This window comes from Stenotrophomonas sp. YJH_SMC_48-3, from assembly GCF_059369375.1.
The window spans coordinates 480,316-498,663 of sequence record NZ_JCAFSQ010000002.1 but is presented as its reverse complement, the minus strand read 5'-3'; the positions used below and the strand labels follow the sequence as shown (position 1 = coordinate 498,663).

Genomic DNA, 18,348 nt, shown 5'->3' with positions numbered 1-18,348 from the left:
CGACCAGCTCGAGCAGCTCGGCGTCGTCAACCATGTCGGCCTTGTTCAGGAACACGACGATGTACGGCACGCCGACCTGACGCGACAGCAGGATGTGCTCGCGGGTCTGCGGCATCGGGCCGTCAGCGGCCGAGCACACCAAGATCGCGCCATCCATCTGGGCGGCACCGGTGATCATGTTCTTGACGTAGTCGGCGTGGCCCGGGCAGTCAACGTGGGCGTAGTGACGGATCGGGGATTCGTATTCGACGTGCGCGGTCGAGATCGTGATGCCACGCGCCTTTTCTTCCGGAGCGGCGTCGATCGAGGAGTAGTCCTTGAACTCGCCACCGAAGCGCTCGGCACCGATCTTGGTCAGTGCGGCGGTCAGCGTGGTCTTGCCGTGGTCGACGTGACCGATGGTGCCGACATTGACGTGCGGCTTGGTGCGCTCGAACTTACCCTTGGCCATGGCTGCTTATCTCGAATTCGTCTGAGAGGTGATGCTTGAGATGGTGCTCACGAAAGGAATCGAACCTTCGACCTCTTCCTTACCAAGGAAGTGCTCTACCGACTGAGCTACGTGAGCCGAGTTTTGCATTATGACATGAACTCGATAATATTCAAAGTTCATTCAATGGAGCGGGAGACGGGAATCGAACCCGCACCATCAGCTTGGAAGGCTGAGGTTCTACCATTGAACTACTCCCGCGCCGGGAATGTCACAACGTGAAACTGGTGGAGGGAGGTGGATTCGAACCACCGAAGGCGTAAGCCAGCAGATTTACAGTCTGCCCCCGTTGGCCGCTTGGGTATCCCTCCTTACCACCCCAACCCGCTGCCGCCGAAGCGTTGCGGTGTGTGGTGGTGAGCCGCTTATTCTGCTGATGGGACGGGGGGCTGTCAACGCTTTTTTCCATTTTTTTCACACGCTGTCGCAAACCCATTGATACGCAAGGTTATTGCCCGGGAACCGGCAGGGTCTCGTTGGCGAAAATTGCGACATGAGGGACGCCGTCGCCGCCGATCCAGCCCCGATACATGCCCTGGGTGTTGAACGGCGTGGCCATTTTTCCGTCTGCGCCGAGCACGATCGCACCGCCGTCGCCGCCCATCTGCGGAATCGTCTCGTTGATCACGCCCTTGCCGGCCTGCTCCGGGCTCTGCCCCTGGTAGCGCATGCGCGCACAGATCTCGTGCGCGGCCGCAGTGCGGATGTAGTACTCGCCCCACCCGGTGCCGGACACCGCGCAGCGTGCGTCGGCCCAGGTGCCGGCACCGATGATCGGCGAGTCACCGACCCGGCCGTAGCGCTTGTTGGTCATGCCCCCGGTGGAGGTGCCGGCGGCCAGATGCCCCTGCGCGTCCAATGCGACCGCACCAACGGTACCGAAGTGCTTTGCAGTCTCCAGGTCGGCATGTGCCTGGCCACTGGCCTCTTCCTTGAGGGCGCGCTGCAGCTGTTGCCAACGCTTCTCTGTACGGAAGTAGGAGGGATCGACCAGAGGAATGCCCTGCTCGGCGGCGAAGGCTTCGGCGCCCTGCCCGACCATCATCACGTGGCGGGATTTCTGCATCACGGTCTGCGCCAGCAGGATCGGGTTGCGCACCCGCTGCACGCCCGCCACCGCGCCCGCCGCCTGGTTCGCGCCATCCATGACCGCCGCATCCAGCTCGTTGCGGCCGTCGTGGGTGAACACTGCGCCCTTGCCGGCGTTGAAGGTGGGATCGTCCTCCAGCACGGTGATCGCCGCAGTGACCGCTGCGAGCGCAGGGCGACCGGCCACCAGTTCCGCATGACCCTTCAGCAGTGCTGCCCGCAGCGCGTCACGTGCGGCCTTTTCCTCGGCCGGCGACAGGTCCTTGCGCTCGACGCCGGCGCCGCCGTGGATGACCAGCAGCGGTGAAGCGGCCGGTGCGGCCTGGGCAAGCATGGGCAGGGACAGCAGCATAGACAGCGCCAGGCGCAGTTTCATCGGATACGTCTCCAGCAGGTGGGCAAGGGAGGCATCATCGTAGAGCCGAGCCCATGCTCGGCTGATGCCTCGATTGAAGAGCAGCCGAGCGCGGGCTCGGCTCTACAGCATCCCATGCGTGGCCACAGGATCGCCGGGTCACTGGCGGATGACTTCGATCTCGCCATCGCTGACGTCGGCCACGGCCTGATAGTCGGCCTCGGCCTGGAAGTCATCCAGGCGCATGCGGCTGCCGCTGGCGACCACCGTTACCGGCACCGCGTGTAAGCGCAGCGGCTCACCTTCGACCAGGCGGTCGGCATCGCGGCCGGGGCTGACCACCCAGACCTTGCCCTCGCCGTCAGCACTGTAGACCTGCGCCTGGCCATCAGGCTCCACGCACAGGGCGGTGTCCTCGTCGACGCCGATGCCGACGATGCCGGGGTCGCCACTGTCCTGGGCGGCGCGCGCCACGAACACGATCAGGCGACCGAGCCGGTCGCGCTTGTCGAAGTGGGTGTCGGTGACCACGCGCTGCAGGTAGGGCATCTGCAGGAAGCCACTGTCCATGGTCACCGCACTGCCCATCGGGTCGGCCAGCGCACCGGCGGAGGTGATGCTGCCGCCGTCCATCGCGCCGTAGGCATAGCCACCGAGGATGGCGAGCCCCGCACTGGTACCGGCAATCGGCTTGCCAGCGCGCACATGGGCATTCAGCGCGCGGTTGAGCGCAGTGCCCTTCCAGAAGCGGATGTAGCGCGACTGGTCACCACCGGCAATGAAGATGGCATCGGCGGCGGCAACCACGCGCAGCACGGCCGGATCGTCGGCGCCGCGGCGGCTGTCGAAGACCAGCGTCTGCACTGCGGTGGTACCGCCGATCTCGCGGTACAGGCGGTCCTGCAGCTCATCACTGCCAGAAGCGCGCAGGATCAGCACGCGGCCATTGCCAGCCTGCTTCAGCCACCAGTGGAAGGCCTCCGGCACCCATTCGCCACCGCCCATCAGCATCATGGCCGGTGCGCGCGGACCGGGCCGGGGCGCGTCGAGATCGCCGGCTTCGTAGTAGGCGAAGCCCGGGCCCTGCAGGTCCTGCGCAAGGGCGACCAACGGCACGGCCAAGACCAACAGCGCCAGCCAGGCGAAGGGGGCACGCACGGTCCGATGGAGGCGTCGCATCTTGATCTCCCTGAACAAAATCGACTTGCAAGCGTTTCCACTCTTTGCCAGATAGGGACCCAGTAGTCAAGGACATGAAAAAGGCGTTAAATGCGCGCGCCCGTTCCGGAAATCTGAATGGGGGACAGGGCCCCTCCTCTGCGGGCCGGCTTCATTTCCGAGAATTCCTCATGCGTAGACAGGCGATGGCGTGGTCGATCCAGCTGGCGTTGATGGGCGTGGCTGCTTCCGCGGCGGCCCAGGCACCGGCTTCCTCTTCGGTGCAACAGCTGGACGCGGTGCAGGTCACCGGCTCGCGCATTCCGCGCGCCCAGGTGGAAGGCCCCGCCCCGATCACGGTGATCAACGCCGAACAGATCCGCTCCAGCGGCTTCACCAGCGTGCCGGACGTGCTGCGTGCAATGACCCAGAACGGCGGTGAGACGCAGAGCCAGCAGTCCTCCAGCGGCGCCGACTTCTCGCCCGGCGCCCAGCAGGTGGACCTGCGTGGCCTCGGCCCGAACCACACGCTGGTACTGGTCAACGGCCGCCGCATCGCCGACTTCCCGATGCCGTTCAAGGGCCGCAGCAACTTCACCGACGTCTCCAACATCCCGCTGGGAATGATCGAGCGCATCGAAGTGCTGACCGGCAGTGCCTCGGCCATCTACGGCTCGGACGCGATCGCCGGCGTGGTCAACTTCATCCTGAAGAAAAAGGCCGACGGCACCACGATCGACATGCGCATGGGCACCACCAGCGAAGGCGGTGGCGAGTCGTTCGACATGAGCCTGGCCAGCGGCTTCAGCCGCGGCAACTTCAACGCCGTGTACAGCGTCGAGCTGCAGTCGCAGACCCCGCTGTGGGCCTATGAGCGCGACATCCAGGATTCGACCCAGGACGGCCCCACCGAGGGCTCGCGCATCGCCCGCCGCGCTTACCTGCGTACGGACTACAACGACGACTACCTGGATCCGGGCGCGGCCACCTGCGAAGCGCTGGCCGGGCAGAACCAGGGCAGCACCTATCGCGCCTACCGCCCGCGCTACGGTTACTACTGCGGCAGCGACAGCTCGATCGGCTACGGCACCATCCTCAGCAAGCGCCGCGGCGCCAATGGCTACGCCTCGCTGAGCTACGACTTCGACAACGGCCAGCAATGGTTCGCCGATGTGCAGCTGGGCTACCACACGATGTCGCTGATGCGCGACGTCACCAAGTGGGGCCGCATGGACGCCAATGGCGATGAGTCGGGCTACTTCAACAACCAGGCCACCGGCGAGATCGAGTTCTGGCAGCGCCAGTTCTCACCCGAGGAAATGGGGGGCCTGCGCAATGCGATGGTCCGCAGCACGCAGAAGACCTTCAGCGTGACCACCGGCTTCAAGGGCAATCTGGCCGGCAACTGGGACTACGAAGCGGCGCTGAGCCATTCGCAGTACCAGTCGCGGATCAGCTGGGCGCAGATCATCGCCGCCAAGGCCAATGACCTGTTCCTGGGCCCGCAGCTGGGCGTGGACGACGACGGTTTCCCGATCTACAACGCGGACCCGTCGCGGCTGTACCGGCCGCTGACCCGCGCCGAGTACGATTCGATTGCCGCACGCACTACCTATTCGCCGAAGTCGCGCACCGAGACGGCTGCATTCACGCTGACCAATTCCGCGCTGTTCGGCCTGCCGGGCGGTGATGCCGGGTTCGCCGCGACCGTGGAAGTGGGCCAGCAGGCCTATGCGCTGAATCCCGATCCGCTGGCCACCCAGTACTACTACTACAGCTGGAAGGATTCGGACGGCCAGGGCTCGCGCAACCGCTGGGCGACCGCCGCCGAGCTGCGCATGCCGCTGCACGAGACGGTCAACCTGAGCGTGGCCGGCCGCTACGACCAGTACCGCTATTCCGGCCACACCATCGGCAAGGCGACCTGGAGCGGCGGTCTGGAATGGCGCCCGATCGACACGCTGCTGGTACGCGGTTCGTATGGCACCGCGTTCCGCGCGCCGGACCTGCACTACGTGTTCGCCGGACCGGGCAACGACGAGACCACCGCCGAAGACCTGTACAGCTGCCGCGCCGATGGCGCTAGCGACTGTTCCGACTACGAGCGCAACCTGATCCGCAGCCGCACCGGCAACCGCCAGCTCGACCCGGAAACCAGCACCTCGTGGAGTGCAGGCTTCGTCTGGTCGCCGGCGATCGGCCTGGACCTGTCCGTGGACTGGTTTGACATCGACATGCGCAAGCAGGTGCAGGACATGGACGTTCGCACGCTCCTGGCCAACGAAGCCAACTGCCGCCTGGGTACTGCCGACATCAACTCGCCGACCTGCGTGGACGCGCTCGACCGCATCACCCGCACCGGTGATGGCCGCCTATACGGCGTGCGCGTCGCTCCGATCAACGTCGCCCGCGAATCGACCTCCGGTATCGACGTCGGCCTGCGCTACCGCATGCAGACCGGCATCGGCGATTTCATCCTCAACGGCACCCACACCTGGGTGAAGAAGCACGATTTCCAGCGCTACCCCGGTGACCCGACCCTGGACCAGTTCGCGGTCAACAGCGGATTCGACATCCCGCGTACCAAGACCAGCCTGAGCGTGACCTGGGAGAAGGACGCGTGGTCGGCGACGGTCTATGGCTCGCGCCTGGGCAAGCTGCCAACTTCGGACAGCTACGACCAGTCGTTCGACTGGGACAGCGGCGACAGCCCGTACGTGAAGGCAACCTACCGCTACAACGCCTCGGTGCAGTACCGCTTCGACGACCACTCGCGCCTGTCGCTGTCGGTGGTCAATGTGTTCAACAAGATGCCGCCGAAGGACACCACGTATACCGCGTACCCGTACTACGACGTGTCCTGGTTCGACAGCGTCGGCCGCACCATCAACCTGCAGTACACCCACAAGTTTGGCGGCACCGCGCTGTAAGGCGCGCCGCCTTGCAGGACGTGGACGACAAGGCCCGCCATTGGCGGGCCTTGTCATTTGCGCTCTGGTAGATGCCCACCTTGGCGGGCACTGTCTCGCCGCGCGCCCACCAAGGTGGGCGGCTATCAGAGCGGGCCACCGGGGTTTTCCACACAATGCGTGGAGAGTGATGGGAACTTGATGTGGACAAGTGGGTTCGAGCGTTGCGATGCAGGCATTTCCGGGCGTGGTTATTTTTTATCCACGCCTCCCGTTGTTTTCCACACCACGCGTGGAAAGCGATGGGAACTTGGTGTGGACAAGTGGGTGCGAGCATTGCAGCGCAGGCGTTTCGAAGCGTGGTGAAAATCTGTCCAGGTCGCGCGGGCGAGCCCCTTGTAGAGCCGAGCCCACGCTCGGCTCCGGCTGGCATCAGCCGAGCATGGGCTCGGCTCTACATCGGCTTCGCCGGTTTTCCACATGCGGCGTGGAAAGCGATGGGAACTTGGTGTGGACAAGTGGGTGCGAGCATTGCAGCGCAGGCGTTTCGAAGCGTGGTGATTTTTTATCCATATTCAGAAACGCGAACGCCCCGCACGAGGCGGGGCGTCCGGGGTTGATCCGATGCCGCTGGATCAGACGTTGAAGCGGAAGTGCAGGATGTCGCCTTCCTGCACGCGGTATTCCTTGCCTTCCAGGCGCAGGCGACCGGCTTCCTTGGCGCCGGCTTCGCCCTTGTACTTGATGAAGTCGTCATACGCGATGGTTTCGGCGCGGATGAAGCCCTTCTCGAAGTCTGTGTGGATGACCGCGGCAGCCTGCGGGGCGGTGGCACCCTTGCGCACCGTCCACGCGCGGACTTCCTTCACGCCTGCGGTGAAGTAGGTCTGCAGGCCCAGCAGGCTGTAGGCCGCGTTGATCACGCGGTTCAGGCCCGGCTCGCTCAGGCCCAGGTCGGCCAGGAAGGTATCGCGGTCTTCGTCGTCGAGCTGGGACAGCTCTTCTTCGATCGCGGCCGACACCGGCACCACCTGCGCGCCTTCGGCGGCGGCATGCGCGCGCACGGCTTCCAGGTGCGGGTTGTTCTCGAAACCGTCTTCCAGCACGTTGGCGATGTACATCACCGGCTTCAGGGTCAGCAGGAACAGGTCGCGTACCAGCGCCTTTTCTTCATCATCCAGGCCGACCGAACGACCAGCCTTGCCGTCGGACAGTGCCGCCTGCAGCTTGGCCAGCACCGGCTTGCGCGCCGCTGCATCCTTGTCGCCGCCCTTGGCCGCGCGCTCGGCACGGTTCAGCGCCTTCTCGACGCTGTCCAGGTCGGCCAGCGCCAGCTCGGTATCGATGGTTTCGATGTCCGAGATCGGGTCGACCTTGCCGGCGACGTGCACGATGTCACCGTGCTCGAAGCAGCGCACCACGTGGGTGATCGCATCGACTTCGCGGATGTGCGCCAGGAACTTGTTGCCCAGGCCCTCACCGCTGGCGGCACCGGCCACCAGGCCGGCGATGTCGACGAACTCGACCGCGGTCGGGATGACCTTCTGCGGGTTGATGATCGCTGCCAGCTCGTTCAGGCGCGGATCCGGCACCGGCACGATGCCGACGTTCGGCTCGATGGTGCAGAACGGGAAGTTCGCCGCGGCGATACCCGCCTTGGTCAGCGCATTGAACAGGGTCGACTTGCCGACGTTGGGCAGGCCGACGATGCCGCATTTGATACCCATGGGTTGAATCCGGGTTTGAGTGTAAGTGGATGATTCGGGATTCAAGACTCGCCTGCGGGCATGCCCTCAATCCCCAATCGTCCTTCCAGTAGCCCAAGCTAGAACGCAGCGTACAGCTTGTGCTTCTCAGCGTAGGTCTGCAGTGCAGCAGAAAGCTCTAGCCTCTCCTCAGTCTCACAAAATCTCTGGCTCAAGCGGTCCAGGAGGACTCCGACACCGTCCGGCAACTCATTATGCTGACCGTACATTTTCTCCCAGCGGACACCTTCATCCTTGGGCACGGCTTCATCACCGAACAGCACCATTTTGGCTTCTTTCAGCACGTCGGCCAGTTCGACCAGCCCCATTTCTTCAAGACCTGCGAGCGTCTCTTCGTAATAGGCACCCGAGTAACTGTCGAAGTACGTACCAATACCGCCACGCCAGACTTCGCTGCTTGTCACCGAAACCGCGAAGTAGCGCTGGTCTGGCACAAGTAGCCCAGAGAATCCACAACCCGAACCGCCTTCCTGTTCCACCAGCCAGTTCCAGTGGCGCCCTGCAGCGGAATTCTCGTATCGGTCCCGCTCTTCGCGCATTTCCTTGTTTCGCACCCTCGCCTCTTCCATGCGTTGCCGCGTGCCATTCCGGCAGGGCATGCAGAGCCCATTGTTCCGGGCCGCCGTCGCAAGCAGGATCATGGCGCCACACACGGTGCAGGGAGTACGCGGGTCGGTCATGGTCAGCGCGGGGTGTGCAGCCGCTTCATCGCTTCGCTGAAATCGCCCTGTACCGCCAGCGGCATGACGTCGATCGCATCGTCGATGGCGCGCGCGATCAGCACGTCGTCGTCCTTGGACGGGCGGCCGAGCACCCAACCCACCACGCGGTCCTTGTGGCCGGGATGGCCGATGCCCACGCGCAGGCGATGGAACTTGCCATGGCCGAGCAGGCGGATGGTGTCGCGCAGACCGTTCTGACCGCCGTGGCCACCGTCGAACTTCAGCCGTGCCGCGCCGGGCGGCAGGTCCAGTTCGTCGTGGGCCAGCAGGGTTTCCTCCGGCTCGATCTTCCAGAACCGCTGCGCGGCGGTGACCGACTTGCCGCTGAGGTTCATGAAGGTGGCGGGCTTGAGGAGCCACACCGTCTGCCCGGCGATCTCGACCTTGGCGGTCTCACCGAACAGCTTGCTGTCCACATTCCATCGCGCACCGGCTTTCTCCGCCAGGGCCTCAACGAAATGAAACCCGGCATTGTGCCGGGTCCGGGCGTGTTCCGATCCGGGGTTGCCCAGACCGACGATCAGTCGCAGTCCTGCCATGGTTCCTTCCAGTACGGTGCCTGCCCGCAGGCAGGCACCGTAGCGGTATTACTCGGCGGCAGCCGCTTCTTCGTCGGCCGCGTCGGCCTTGCCGGCCTTGGCGGTGACGATGGCGTCGTCGTGGTCCTTGCCCAGCGCCAGGGCCGGGATTTCCACGCCCTTCGGCAGCTTGATGTCGGACAGGTACACCACGTCACCGGCCTTCAGCTCGCCCAGGTCGACTTCGATCGACTCCGGCAGGTCCTTCGGCAGGCAGGTGATGGTCACTTCCTTCAGTTCGTGGGTGACCACGACGTCGGCAGCCTTGCCGGCCGGCGAGGTGTCTTCGTTGACGAAGTGCAGCGGGACCGAAGCGGTCAGGGCTTCGTTCTCGTTCACGCGCTGGAAGTCCAGGTGCATGATCAGCTGCTTGTACGGGTGGCGCTGCATGTCACGCAGCAGGACCTTCTGCACCTGGCCATCCAGGTTCAGGTCCAGGATCGAGGCATAGAACCACTCGTTCTGCTGGGCCAGCCAGATTTCGTTGTGGTCCAGGCTGATGGCGACCGGCTCGGCGTTGCCGCCGTACACGATGGCCGGGATCACACCGGCGTGACGCAGGCGGCGGCTCGCACCCTTACGCTGCAGTTCACGCTTGGTGACCTTGATTTCATGGGTCTTCGACATTTTCGACTACTCAGGTTGTTGCCGCGCCCTGCGGCGTGGCGGTTGAAGATGCTTCCGCGACCAGAAGCACCCGGGGTATGCCCCCGCCGTTGCCGGCAGGGGCGAAAACTCAGTCGACGTACAGCGAGCTGACCGACTCACCGAAGGCGATGCGGCGCATCGTTTCAGCCAGCATTTCCGCCACGCTCAGCTGGCGGATCTTGCTGCACACCCGCGCCGCGTCCTTCAGCGGGATGGTGTCGGTCACCACCAGCTCGTCGAGCTGGGAATTGGTGATGTTGTCCACCGCCGGGCCCGACAGCACCGCGTGGGTGCAGTAGGCAGCGACCTTGAGCGCACCGCGCGCCTTCAGGGCAGCGGCAGCGGCGCACAGGGTGCCGGCGGTGTCGACGATGTCATCGACCATCACGCAGGTCTTGCCTTCGACGTCACCGATGATGTTCATCACGGTGGAGACGTTGGCGCGCGGGCGGCGCTTGTCGATGATCGCCAGGTCGGCGTCATCCAGGCGCTTGGCCACCGCACGGGCGCGGACCACGCCGCCCACGTCCGGCGACACAACAATCAGGTTCTCGGTGCCGTAGGCGCGCCAGATGTCGGCCAGCAGCAGCGGGGACGCATACACGTTGTCCACCGGAATATCGAAGAAGCCCTGGATCTGGTCGGCGTGCAGGTCGACGGTCAGCACGCGATCAGCGCCAGCGGTGCTGAACATCTTCGCCGCCAGCTTGGCGGTGATCGGCACGCGCGAGGAACGCATGCGGCGATCCTGGCGCGAGTAGCCGAAGTACGGCACCACGGCGGTCACGCTGGCCACCGATGCGCGCTTGAGCGCGTCGATCAGCACCAGCAGTTCCATCAGGTTTTCCGCGCTCGGCGCGCAGGTCGGCTGGATCACGAACACGTCCTGCTTGCGGACGTTCTCTTCGATCTCCACCTGCACTTCGCCATCAGAGAAGTGCGAGACCAGCGCCTTGCCCGGGCGAACCCCCAGTTCCTTGCAGATATTCTGCGCCAGACGTTTGTTGGCGTTGCCGGAAAAGACCAGCAGGTTCGGGGACTCTTGCATCATGATTGTCTCGGGCGGGGACGAGTGGCGGGGATCCGGAGTCGGCAAGGACCCCGATGGACCCTTGCTGCTGACAACACCGCGGTTGTTTCCACGTCCCGCGCGGGCGATGCGCTGGAAGGCGCGGACACAGCCGCTATTGGCAGGGGCGGTAGGATTCGAACCTACGAATGCCAGGATCAAAACCTGGTGCCTTGGGCCTCTTGGCGACGCCCCTGCAGTGATAAATCAGTGTTGCTCGAGTGCATCCAGCAGTGGCGAACGCGCTACGCCCGCTGCCACCCTTGCCCGCAACTCCTTCGGCAACTTCGACCGTCCCTGCTCTGCGGCAGACTGCGATGCGAACTCGACGAAACAACCACTTCCCGAACCGGTCAGCCGCGCCGTGCCGATGTCGCTCAACGCGGCGAACGCTGCCTCGACGGCAGGCTCACGGCGGCGCAGCACCGGTTCGAACGCATTCCCGACCAAGGTCCCGGAAGCGAAGTCCTCTATTTTCGCCACTGGGCTGTCGCGCGTCAAATCCGGGTCTGCAAACAGTGCTGGCGTAGGAACATGAACGCCCGGTTCGACCAGCACGTACCAGGCCGGGGCCAGAGTGATCGGCTGCAGGCGCTCGCCCACGCCTTCGGCCCAGGCGTTGCGCCCGCGCACGAATACCGGCACATCTGCGCCCAGGCGCAGGCCCAGCGCCGCCAAAGCCTCTTCATCCAGACCCGCCCGCCACAGCCGGTTCAGCACCACCAGCGCCGTGGCCGCGTCGGACGACCCCCCGCCAAACCCACCCCCGGCGGGAACGTGCTTTTCGACGATGATGTCTGCACCTTGCTCGACCTTTGCCGCTTCCTGGAGCAGGCGCGCGGCACGCACCGCCAGGTCATCAGCCTCGGCCACGCCGGCCAGGCCCTCGCCCTCACGGCGCACCTGGCCGTCTTCACGCAGGCGCAGGCCAATGCGATCGCCCCAGTCCAGCAGGCGGAACACCGTCTGCAGCTCGTGGTAGCCGTCGGCGCGGCGGCCGGTGATGTGCAGGAACAGGTTCAGCTTGGCCGGGGCCGGCCACCAGGACCAGCCCGCGTCATCGTGCCCGGCACTCATGGGGCGCCCTGCCCCCACTGGTCCACCAGCAGGCGCACCTTGGCGTCGCCATTGCTGGCCTCGATCCGGCGCGGCAGCGCCGGGCGTCCGGCCTCGGCCGGGTACCAGTCCAGATACTGCACCTGCCAGCCCATCTGCTGCATGCGGCGCGGCCGGCCGTCAGCGTCGCGCTCGACCTTCTCCGGACCGGCAGCATCGCCGGCCACCAGGCCACGGATCCACTGCGGCAGCTGGTTGACCGGTATGTCCCAGCCGGTCGCTTCCAGCAGCAGCTGCTGGGCGTCCTCGCCGTCACGCGGCCCGCCGGCCAGTCCTTCCAGGCGGCCGGCTTCGGAATGGGTATCGCCGGCCAGCTTCCAGCTCTGCCGGGTCACCGGCGCGCTCAGCTCGACCACATAGCGGCGTCCTTCCTGCTTCCAGTCGATGCGTCCGCTGCCGCCGACCTTGCCCTTGCTGACCGCGACCCGGCCCTGGAAAGCCCAGTCCGGCTGTGCCTGCAGCGCGGCCACGCGCGCCGCCTCGGCCTGCGCCGCTTCGGCTGAAACAACCTCGACCACCGCCGGCGCCGGGGTCTTCTGCGTGCCCACGCTGGTACAGGCGGTCACCGCCAGGGTCACGGCCGCCAACAGCAGCGGCCGGATCAGGGAAACACTCATGGATTGAATTTCTCGCGGGCGCGCAGCAGCGCGCGGTTTTCAGGATCGAGCTTGGCCGCTTCTTCGAAGAAGTGGCGGGCCTCGTCATGCTTGCCCAGCACCCAGAGCACTTCGCCAACGTGGGAAGCGATCTCCGGGTCCTTGGCCAGGGTCCAGGCCCGGCGCAGCTGCACCAGTGCTTCTTCCTTGCGACCCAGGCGATACAGCACCCACCCATAGCTGTCGACGATGGCGGCGTTGTCCGGTTCGGCCACGCGGGCGCGGTCGATCAGCTCCAGCGCTTCCTGCAGGCGGCCGGTACGGTCGGCCAGGGTGTAGCCCAAGGCATTCAGGGCCGGCACGTTTTCCGGGTCGGTCACCAGGATCTTGCGCAGGTCGGCCTCGGCGCGCGGGATATCGTCGCGGCGCTCCCAGGCGAGTGCACGGGCGTACAGCAGGCCGTTGTCATCCGGGTAGGCGGCCAGGCCGCGGGCCAATGCATCCAGTTCGCCGGCACTGTCATCGCCACGCTGGCGCAGTTCAGCCTCCAGCAGATAGGCGTCGCGACGCACATCGTCATCGACCACCGCATCGGACTGGATCGCGTGCACTTCATCCAGGGCCTGCGGCAGGCGCCCGGCCAGGGCCTGGGCATTGGCCGCGCGCAGGCGTGCTTCGCTCAGCTCATCGCCGCCGGGCACGCTGTGGTACCACTGCACCGCCTCCGGATAGCGCTTCAGGTACTCGGCGATCTTGCCCAGCAGCAGGCGCTGCGCCGGGTCCGGCTTGGCCGCCTGCCGCGACAGTTCGTTGTAGAGATTGGACAGCGCTGCCTTGTCGCCCTGCTTGGCCAGCAGCGAGGCGCGCATGCCCCAGGTCTGCACGTCCTGCGGGCCGAACGCCAGCACGCGCTCGGCCGCAGCAGGCTGCCCCAGGCTGTCGTAGGCGATGGCCACCGCATTGCGCAGTTCCGGGTCCTGGCGCGTCTTCGGCTCCACATCGTGCAGCAGCGACAGCGCCTTGTCGGTCTCGCCCGCTTGTTGCAACTGGCTGGCGCGCAGCAGTGCCACACGTGGCTCTTCCGGGAAGCGCTTGACCACCTCATCGATCATCCGCCGCGCCAGCTCGGGCTTTTCCATGCGCAGGGCCAGGCGACCGAACTCCTGCCAGGCCTCGATCTTCGGCGGAATCGCATTGGCATCGACCAGCTCGCCGAGCACCTGCGCCGGCACCGCCGGGTCGCGGCCACCGCCGATCAGCGCGGCCAGAGCGAACTTCCAGCCGCGCTCGTCGGGGTCGGCCAGCAGCGCCTGCAGCTCGGTGCGGGCAGCCTTCACATCGCCCTGGCGCATGGCCAGCGCACCGGCGGCGCTGCGCATGGTCAACGAGCGCGGGGCGCGCTGCTGCCACAGGGCCAGGCCCTTGGCGGCGCTGGCATCATCGTTGGCCAGCATGGAGATACGGGTCGCGCGCTCGGCCAGGCCGGCGTCGCCGTCGGTCTGCTGGGCCGCCTGCAGGTACCAGCGCGCCGCCTCGGCCAGCTTGCCGGCCTGCAGCGCGAACTCACCGGCCATCACCGGTTCCAGCGCCAGTTCCTCAGTGGCCGGGGCCCTTACAGGGGCCTTGGCCGGCACCGCCGCCAGGGCCTGGCTGCAGGCCAGGGACAGCAGCAGAACACTGGGGATGCGAATCAATGCGGGCATCGTCGGCATCGGGGCCTTAAAATGTCGTCCAATGGCCAGCAGCTTATCGCAAGCAACTGAACAATGACCCTGTGGGTGCTCGGACTGAATCACCAGACCGCACCGGTGGAGCTGCGCGAGCGCGCGGCCTTCGCCGGTGAGGCGTTGCCGCGCGCGCTCGGTTCGCTGCGCGATACCCCGCAGATTGCCGAGGCGGTGCTGCTGTCCACCTGCAACCGCACCGAACTGTACGCCGTGGCCGAGTCGGCACAGGCGCTGGACCAGTGGCTGCGCAGCCAGGCCGGTGACCTGCAGGGCTATCTGTACCAGCATGCCGATGCCGAAGCTGTGCGCCACCTGTTTCGCGTTGCCACCGGGCTGGACTCGATGGTGCTGGGCGAACCGCAGATCCTCGGCCAGGTGAAGGACGCCTGGTCGACCGCGCGCGACCATGGCCTGCTCGGCCAGCGCCTGGACCGCCTGTTCCAGCAGACCTTCTCGGTGGCCAAGCGTGCGCGGACCGATACCCAGATCGGCACCAACCCGGTGTCGGTGGCCTCGGCGGCCGTGCGCCTGGCACAGAACGCGTTCGCCCGTCTGGACGATTCCGCTGTGCTGCTGGTCGGTGCCGGCGAGACCATCGAACTGGCTGCACGGCACCTGAGTGAAGGCAAGGTGCGGCGGCTGCTGATCGCCAACCGCACCCTGGCCCACGCGCAGGAACTGGCCAGCCGCCATGGTGGCGTGGCCCTGCCGCTGACCGAACTGGACCGTCACCTGGGCGAGGCCGACATCGTGTTCTCGGCCACCGCTGCGCGCGAACCGGTGATCCATCGCGAGATGGTGGCCAAGGCCCTGCGCGCGCGCCGGCACAAGCCGATGCTGCTGTTCGACCTGGCCGTGCCGCGCGACATCGAAGCCGAGGTCGGCACGCTCAACGACGCCTTCCTCTACACCGTCGATGACCTGGAACGCGCGGTGGAAGACAACCGTCGTGGCCGCCGCGAGGCCGCTGCCGAGGCCGAGGCGATCATCGACCTGCAGGTATCGCGCTTCATCGAGACCCAGCAGGCCAGCGCCCACCAGGCACCACTGCGGCAGCTGCGCGCGTTCGGCGAAGCCACCCGTGCCGAGCTGCTGGAGCGCGCGCGCCAGCAGCTGGCCAACGGCAAGCCCGCCGACGAAGTGCTGGAACTGCTGGCCCACGGCCTGACCAACCGCCTGCTGCACCCGCCGACCGCCGCACTGCGCGCCGCCGCGCTGAGTGGCGATGCCGACCTGACCCGCGCCGCCGAGCGCCTGTTCCCGGCCACGCCGGGTTACCGCCACCCACCCGTGAGACCCGATGACGCCGACCCTGCGCCGTAAGCTGGAAGCGCTGGCCGAGCGCCGCGAAGAACTGGAACGCCTGCTCGCCGAACCCGATGTGGTCGCCGACAACACCCGTTTCCGCGACCTTTCGCGCGAATTCGCCCAACTTGAACCGGTTGCCACTGCACTGGCCGATGAAGCCCGTGCCAAGGCCGACCTGGCCGCCGCCGAAGGCATGCGCGCCGATCCCGATCTGCGCGAGCTGGCCGACGAGGAGATCGCCGCCGCGCAGGCGCGCCTGCAGGCGCTGGAGCAGGAGCTCGCATTGCTGCTGGTGCCACGCGACCCGCGCGACGAAGGCAACCTGTTCCTGGAAGTGCGCGCCGGCACTGGCGGCGACGAAGCCGCGATCTTCGCTGGCGACCTGTTCCGCATGTACGCCCGCTATGCCGAGCGCCAGGGCTGGAAGGTCGAGATCGAATCGGACAGCCCGGGCGAACACGGCGGCTACAAGGAGGTGGTGGCACGCGTGGTCGGCCGGGGAGCGTTCTCGCGCCTGAAGTTCGAATCGGGCACGCACCGCGTGCAGCGCGTGCCGGCCACCGAATCGCAGGGCCGCATCCACACCTCGGCGGCCACCGTGGCAATCATTCCGGAGGCCGACGAAGTCGATGACATCGTCATCAACCCCGCCGACCTGAAGGTGGACACGTTCCGCTCGTCCGGCGCCGGTGGCCAGCACGTCAACAAGACCGAGTCGGCGATCCGCATCACCCACCTGCCGACCGGCGTAGTGGTGGAATGCCAGACCGAACGCAGCCAGCACGCCAATCGCGACAAGGCGATGAAGCGCCTGAAGGCGCAGCTGCTCGATGCCGAACGCCAGCGCCAGGACGCGGCGCAGGCCGAATCGCGGCGCCTGCAGGTCGGCAGCGGCGACCGCAGCCAGCGCATCCGCACCTACAACTTCCCGCAGGGCCGGATCACCGACCACCGCGTGGAAGGCCTGACCCTGTACGACCTGCCCAACATCCTGGCCGGCGACCTCGACCCGCTGCTGCAGCGACTCAGCCACGAACACCAGGTCGACGCCCTGGCGCAGTTGTCGGCGGACTGATCACGATGACGGCCTGGCAGCAGCGACAGCACCTGCAGCAGGCGATCGCGCGCCAGCCCGGCGACTTCGTGGCCTGGGTGATGCTGGCCGACCTGGAACTGGAAGCCGGCGACATCGCTGCCGGCGAGCAGGCCGCACGACGCGCACTGCAACTGCGCCCCAACCACCCCGAAGCGCTGGCGCGGCTGGGCCGCGTGGCCTGGATGGCCGGCGCACATGGCGATGCAGCGAAGCTGCTGGGCCAGGCTTCGGCACTGGCCCCGCAGCACCCGGGCATCGCGTTGTGGCTGGGCCATGCACTGGAAGATGCCGATGATGCCGAAGGGGCGGCGACGGCCTATCGCCGCGCGCATGCGCTGATGCCGGGCGAACCCTATATCGCCGCCCAGCGCCTGGCCTGGCAGCGTCGCCTGTGCGACTGGCAGGACGTGGACGCACTGGCCACACAAGTGCGTGGCGCACTGGCCAGCGGCCAAGGTGTGGTCGAACCGTTCGCGTTCCTCAGCGAGGATGCCACCGCAGCCGAACAGCTGGCCTGCGCGCGCGCGCGCGCCGCGGTGATTGCTTCGGGGGTACGTCCCCTTCCTGCCGTGAAGGTGCGCGCGCACGGCCCCTTGCGGGTCGGTTTCCTTTCCAATGGTTTTGGCGCCCATCCCACCGGGCTGCTGACCGTGGCCCTGTTCGAGCAGCTGCGTCATGACCCGGCGTTGCAGCTGCATCTGTTCGCGCTGAACCGCGACGACGGCAGCCGCATCCGCCAGCGCCTGCAGACGGCCACACAGCTGCATGATGTGGCTGGCCTGCGCCATGCAGACACTGCCGCACGCATCCGCGCACAGGGCATCGACCTGTTGTTCGACCTGCGCGGCTGGGGCGGCGGCGGCACGCCGGAGGTACTGGCGATGCGCCCTGCCCCGCTGCAGTTGAACTGGCTGGCTTACCCCGGCACGTCCGGGGCGCCGTGGATGGATGCCGTGATCGGCGACAGCTTCGTTTTGCCAGTTTCACTGGAGCCGCACTACAGCGAACGGGTGCTGCGCCTGCCGCGTGCCTTCCAGCCCTCGGACAACACCCGCATGCTGGAGCCGGCACCGTCCCGCGCCGAGTGCGGGTTGCCCGGAAACGGCGTCGTGTTCTGCTGCTTCAACAACAGCTACAAGCTCAACCCGCGCAGCATGGGCCGCGCCTTCGCAGTGCTGCAGGCGGTGCCCGGCAGCGTGCTGTGGCTGCTGTCCGGCCCCGGCCATGCCGACGCCCGCCTGCGCAGCGCCGCACAGGCCGCTGGCCTGGACCCAACGCGGCTGGTGTTCATGGCCAAACTGCCGCATCCGCAGTATCTGGCCCGCTATCAGCTGGCCGACCTGTTCCTCGACACGCATCCGTACAACGCCCACACCACCGCGTCCGACGCGCTGTGGGCCGGCTGCCCGGTGCTGACCTGCCCCGGCGACACGTTCGCCGCGCGCGTGGCCGGCAGCCTCAACCACCATCTGGGACTGGCGCGGATGAATGTCGCCGACGATGCGGCGTTCATCACCACCGCCAGCGCGCTGGGCAATGACCCGGCGGCGCTGGCCGCGTTGCGCGCTGAACTGGCACAGGCGCGCGAGCGCAGCGGGCTGTTCGACATGGGCGGGTTTGCCCGCGATCTGTCAGCGTTGGTGCAGCAACTGGCACGTGAGAACGGCTGGACGGGCGCAGCAGGGTAAGCGCGACCAGGTAGCGTCGACATCGCCTGGGCA

At 66.7% G+C, this 18,348-nt stretch carries 15 protein-coding genes and 4 tRNA genes; 4 read left to right on the top strand and 15 right to left on the bottom strand.

The genetic code is table 11. The features are described from left to right. The 6 genes from AC5P65_RS05130 to AC5P65_RS05105 form a co-directional block, all read right to left on the bottom strand. The coding region (locus tag AC5P65_RS05130; RefSeq protein WP_495215461.1) for a GTP-binding protein at positions 1–451 on the bottom strand (451 nt) is incomplete at its 3' end. A 41-nt stretch (positions 452–492) separates the two neighbouring features. Next, a tRNA-Thr gene (locus AC5P65_RS05125) sits at positions 493–568 on the bottom strand. A 49-nt stretch (positions 569–617) separates the two neighbouring features. After that, a tRNA-Gly gene (locus AC5P65_RS05120) sits at positions 618–691 on the bottom strand. Positions 692–715: 24 nt separating this feature from the next. Beyond that, positions 716–801, bottom strand: a tRNA-Tyr gene (locus AC5P65_RS05115). Between the two features lie 137 nt (positions 802–938). Next, positions 939–1,955 carry an isoaspartyl peptidase/L-asparaginase family protein gene (locus AC5P65_RS05110; protein ID WP_021204466.1) on the bottom strand — a complete coding sequence of 339 codons (1,017 nt, stop codon included), beginning with the start codon at positions 1,953–1,955 and terminating at the stop codon, positions 939–941. A gap of 138 nt (positions 1,956–2,093) precedes the next feature. Continuing rightward, the gene (locus AC5P65_RS05105) at positions 2,094–3,113 is read right to left on the bottom strand and encodes a cyanophycinase (protein WP_111099056.1); all 1,020 of its coding nucleotides are present in this window, start codon (positions 3,111–3,113) and stop codon (positions 2,094–2,096) included. A gap of 170 nt (positions 3,114–3,283) precedes the next feature. Here AC5P65_RS05105 and AC5P65_RS05100 point away from each other — a divergent pair, with 170 nt between their 5' ends. Then, a complete protein-coding gene (locus AC5P65_RS05100) occupies positions 3,284–6,022 on the top strand; it encodes a TonB-dependent receptor plug domain-containing protein (protein ID WP_111099054.1) in 2,739 nt (912 codons plus the stop codon). 614 nt (positions 6,023–6,636) lie between these two features. On the opposite strand, the gene ychF is transcribed toward AC5P65_RS05100, so the two are convergent. The 9 genes from ychF to AC5P65_RS05055 all read right to left on the bottom strand — a co-directional run bounded on the left by ychF (position 6,637) and on the right by AC5P65_RS05055 (position 14,199). After that, positions 6,637–7,728 carry a redox-regulated ATPase YchF gene (gene ychF, locus AC5P65_RS05095; protein ID WP_043403185.1) on the bottom strand — a complete coding sequence of 364 codons (1,092 nt, stop codon included), beginning with the start codon at positions 7,726–7,728 and terminating at the stop codon, positions 6,637–6,639. A 98-nt stretch (positions 7,729–7,826) separates the two neighbouring features. Next, the gene (locus tag AC5P65_RS05090) at positions 7,827–8,408 is read right to left on the bottom strand and encodes a DMP19 family protein (RefSeq protein WP_180832800.1); all 582 of its coding nucleotides are present in this window, start codon (positions 8,406–8,408) and stop codon (positions 7,827–7,829) included. A gap of 41 nt (positions 8,409–8,449) precedes the next feature. Further along, positions 8,450–9,028 (bottom strand): aminoacyl-tRNA hydrolase, encoded by a 579-nt coding sequence (gene pth / locus AC5P65_RS05085; protein ID WP_111099052.1) that lies wholly within the window; start codon positions 9,026–9,028, stop codon positions 8,450–8,452. Between the two features lie 48 nt (positions 9,029–9,076). Next, a complete protein-coding gene (locus AC5P65_RS05080) occupies positions 9,077–9,694 on the bottom strand; it encodes a 50S ribosomal protein L25/general stress protein Ctc (RefSeq protein ID WP_005415401.1) in 618 nt (205 codons plus the stop codon). A 109-nt stretch (positions 9,695–9,803) separates the two neighbouring features. After that, complete coding sequence (locus tag AC5P65_RS05075) at positions 9,804–10,763, bottom strand: ribose-phosphate diphosphokinase (protein WP_005415400.1); 960 nt, start codon at positions 10,761–10,763, stop codon at positions 9,804–9,806. A 140-nt stretch (positions 10,764–10,903) separates the two neighbouring features. After that, positions 10,904–10,980: transfer RNA gene (locus tag AC5P65_RS05070), tRNA-Gln, on the bottom strand. Between the two features lie 11 nt (positions 10,981–10,991). After that, positions 10,992–11,861, bottom strand: a complete 870-nt coding sequence (ispE, locus tag AC5P65_RS05065) for a 4-(cytidine 5'-diphospho)-2-C-methyl-D-erythritol kinase (protein WP_021202247.1) — start codon at positions 11,859–11,861, stop codon at positions 10,992–10,994. Continuing rightward, positions 11,858–12,517 (bottom strand): lipoprotein insertase outer membrane protein LolB, encoded by a 660-nt coding sequence (gene lolB, locus AC5P65_RS05060; protein ID WP_495215458.1) that lies wholly within the window; start codon positions 12,515–12,517, stop codon positions 11,858–11,860. Before lolB ends, ispE begins: the two co-directional genes overlap by 4 nt. Further along, positions 12,514–14,199 carry a tetratricopeptide repeat protein gene (locus AC5P65_RS05055; RefSeq protein WP_171952421.1) on the bottom strand — a complete coding sequence of 562 codons (1,686 nt, stop codon included), beginning with the start codon at positions 14,197–14,199 and terminating at the stop codon, positions 12,514–12,516. Before AC5P65_RS05055 ends, lolB begins: the two co-directional genes overlap by 4 nt. 63 nt (positions 14,200–14,262) lie before the next feature. Between AC5P65_RS05055 and hemA the strand changes: the two genes are divergently transcribed. Genes hemA through AC5P65_RS05040 form a run of 3 tightly spaced genes read left to right on the top strand, consistent with a single transcriptional unit; the run spans position 14,263 to position 18,315 of the window. After that, positions 14,263–15,546: a glutamyl-tRNA reductase gene (gene hemA / locus AC5P65_RS05050; RefSeq protein ID WP_111099050.1), complete on the top strand. Its 1,284-nt coding sequence runs from the start codon at positions 14,263–14,265 to the stop codon at positions 15,544–15,546. Next, positions 15,524–16,606 carry a peptide chain release factor 1 gene (gene prfA, locus AC5P65_RS05045; RefSeq protein WP_019661162.1) on the top strand — a complete coding sequence of 361 codons (1,083 nt, stop codon included), beginning with the start codon at positions 15,524–15,526 and terminating at the stop codon, positions 16,604–16,606. Before hemA ends, prfA begins: the two co-directional genes overlap by 23 nt. Positions 16,607–16,611: 5 nt before the next feature. Continuing rightward, positions 16,612–18,315 (top strand): O-linked N-acetylglucosamine transferase, SPINDLY family protein, encoded by a 1,704-nt coding sequence (locus AC5P65_RS05040; RefSeq protein WP_111099049.1) that lies wholly within the window; start codon positions 16,612–16,614, stop codon positions 18,313–18,315. The last annotated feature ends 33 nt before the right edge of the window (positions 18,316–18,348 follow it).

What these genes read in the sequence shown, in the direction of transcription:
- AC5P65_RS05110 (WP_021204466.1), bottom strand. Translation starts at nt 1,955, where the DNA reads ATGAAACTGCGCCTGGCGCTGTCTATGCTGCTGTCCCTGCCCATGCTT.
- AC5P65_RS05105 (WP_111099056.1), bottom strand. Translation starts at nt 3,113, where the DNA reads ATGCGACGCCTCCATCGGACCGTGCGTGCCCCCTTCGCCTGGCTGGCG.
- AC5P65_RS05100 (WP_111099054.1), top strand. Translation starts at nt 3,284, where the DNA reads ATGCGTAGACAGGCGATGGCGTGGTCGATCCAGCTGGCGTTGATGGGC.
- ychF (WP_043403185.1), bottom strand. Translation starts at nt 7,728, where the DNA reads ATGGGTATCAAATGCGGCATCGTCGGCCTGCCCAACGTCGGCAAGTCG.
- AC5P65_RS05090 (WP_180832800.1), bottom strand. Translation starts at nt 8,408, where the DNA reads ATGATCCTGCTTGCGACGGCGGCCCGGAACAATGGGCTCTGCATGCCC.
- pth (WP_111099052.1), bottom strand. Translation starts at nt 9,028, where the DNA reads ATGGCAGGACTGCGACTGATCGTCGGTCTGGGCAACCCCGGATCGGAA.
- AC5P65_RS05080 (WP_005415401.1), bottom strand. Translation starts at nt 9,694, where the DNA reads ATGTCGAAGACCCATGAAATCAAGGTCACCAAGCGTGAACTGCAGCGT.
- AC5P65_RS05075 (WP_005415400.1), bottom strand. Translation starts at nt 10,763, where the DNA reads ATGCAAGAGTCCCCGAACCTGCTGGTCTTTTCCGGCAACGCCAACAAA.
- ispE (WP_021202247.1), bottom strand. Translation starts at nt 11,861, where the DNA reads ATGAGTGCCGGGCACGATGACGCGGGCTGGTCCTGGTGGCCGGCCCCG.
- lolB (WP_495215458.1), bottom strand. Translation starts at nt 12,517, where the DNA reads ATGAGTGTTTCCCTGATCCGGCCGCTGCTGTTGGCGGCCGTGACCCTG.
- AC5P65_RS05055 (WP_171952421.1), bottom strand. Translation starts at nt 14,199, where the DNA reads ATGCCCGCATTGATTCGCATCCCCAGTGTTCTGCTGCTGTCCCTGGCC.
- hemA (WP_111099050.1), top strand. Translation starts at nt 14,263, where the DNA reads ATGACCCTGTGGGTGCTCGGACTGAATCACCAGACCGCACCGGTGGAG.
- prfA (WP_019661162.1), top strand. Translation starts at nt 15,524, where the DNA reads ATGACGCCGACCCTGCGCCGTAAGCTGGAAGCGCTGGCCGAGCGCCGC.
- AC5P65_RS05040 (WP_111099049.1), top strand. Translation starts at nt 16,612, where the DNA reads ATGACGGCCTGGCAGCAGCGACAGCACCTGCAGCAGGCGATCGCGCGC.